Below are 201 nucleotides of genomic sequence, written 5' to 3' on the forward strand. Positions count from 1 at the left end.
TTCTCAGCTTTTGGACTCTCTCTGTAATCCCTTGGCTACTGCGTAACGTCTTTTTTTTAGTGTCAATTGCTGTCTTTGTAGCGCACGGCACATAGTGCTAGTACTTACCCATTGATTCTGAGTTTGCCCCCAGTACTCACAGTATTCTGACAAGGCTGCATCTGGATAGTTTTCTACCATTTGTGCGAGTTGAGTTTTATA

1 protein-coding gene is annotated in these 201 nt (G+C 42.8%); it reads right to left on the reverse strand.

The genetic code is table 11. From position 1 onward, the window contains the following. Window positions 1-3: 3 nt before the first annotated feature. Window positions 4-201 (reverse strand): hypothetical protein (locus tag AABK37_RS42510; protein ID WP_432557341.1); only part of this gene is annotated, 198 nt, incomplete at its 5' end.

Origin of the sequence: Tolypothrix sp. VBCCA 56010 (genome assembly GCF_050875635.1) — a bacterium.
Taxonomy (GTDB): Bacteria; Cyanobacteriota; Cyanobacteriia; order Cyanobacteriales; family Nostocaceae; genus Hassallia.